Origin of the sequence: Aestuariivita boseongensis, assembly GCF_001262635.1 — a bacterium.
Lineage (GTDB): Bacteria > Pseudomonadota > Alphaproteobacteria > Rhodobacterales > Rhodobacteraceae > Aestuariivita > Aestuariivita boseongensis.
This window is the reverse complement of sequence record NZ_JXYH01000130.1, coordinates 1-457: the sequence shown is the minus strand read 5'-3', so window position 1 is coordinate 457 and position 457 is coordinate 1. Positions and strand designations below refer to the sequence as shown.

Annotated in this window: 1 rRNA gene; it reads left to right on the top strand. The window is 52.3% G+C overall.

What is annotated here, in order from left to right:
• Window positions 1-371 (top strand): 23S ribosomal RNA (locus tag TR61_RS19475); the annotation flags it as partial.
• Between the last annotated feature and the right edge of the window lie 86 nt (window positions 372-457).

The window sequence follows — 457 nt, the reverse complement described above, 5'->3', positions numbered from 1 at the left end:
AGGTCCCAAGGGTACGGCTGTTCGCCGTTTAAAGAGGTACGTGAGCTGGGTTTAGAACGTCGTGAGACAGTTCGGTCCCTATCTGCCGTGGACGTTTGAGATTTGAGAGGGGCTGCTCCTAGTACGAGAGGACCGGAGTGGACGAACCTCTGGTGTTCCGGTTGTCACGCCAGTGGCATTGCCGGGTAGCTATGTTCGGAATAGATAACCGCTGAAAGCATCTAAGCGGGAAACTAGCCTCAAGATGAGATCTCACTGGGACCTTGAGTCCCCTGAAGGGCCGTCGAAGACTACGACGTTGATAGGTTGGGTGTGTAAGCGCTGTGAGGCGTTGAGCTAACCAATACTAATTGCCCGTGAGGCTTGACCATATAACACCCAAGCAATTTGCTGACCTGAAAAGGCACCAGATTGCGGTGTGTGAAGACGAAACGAACCGAAAGTTCGAAGTTCACAA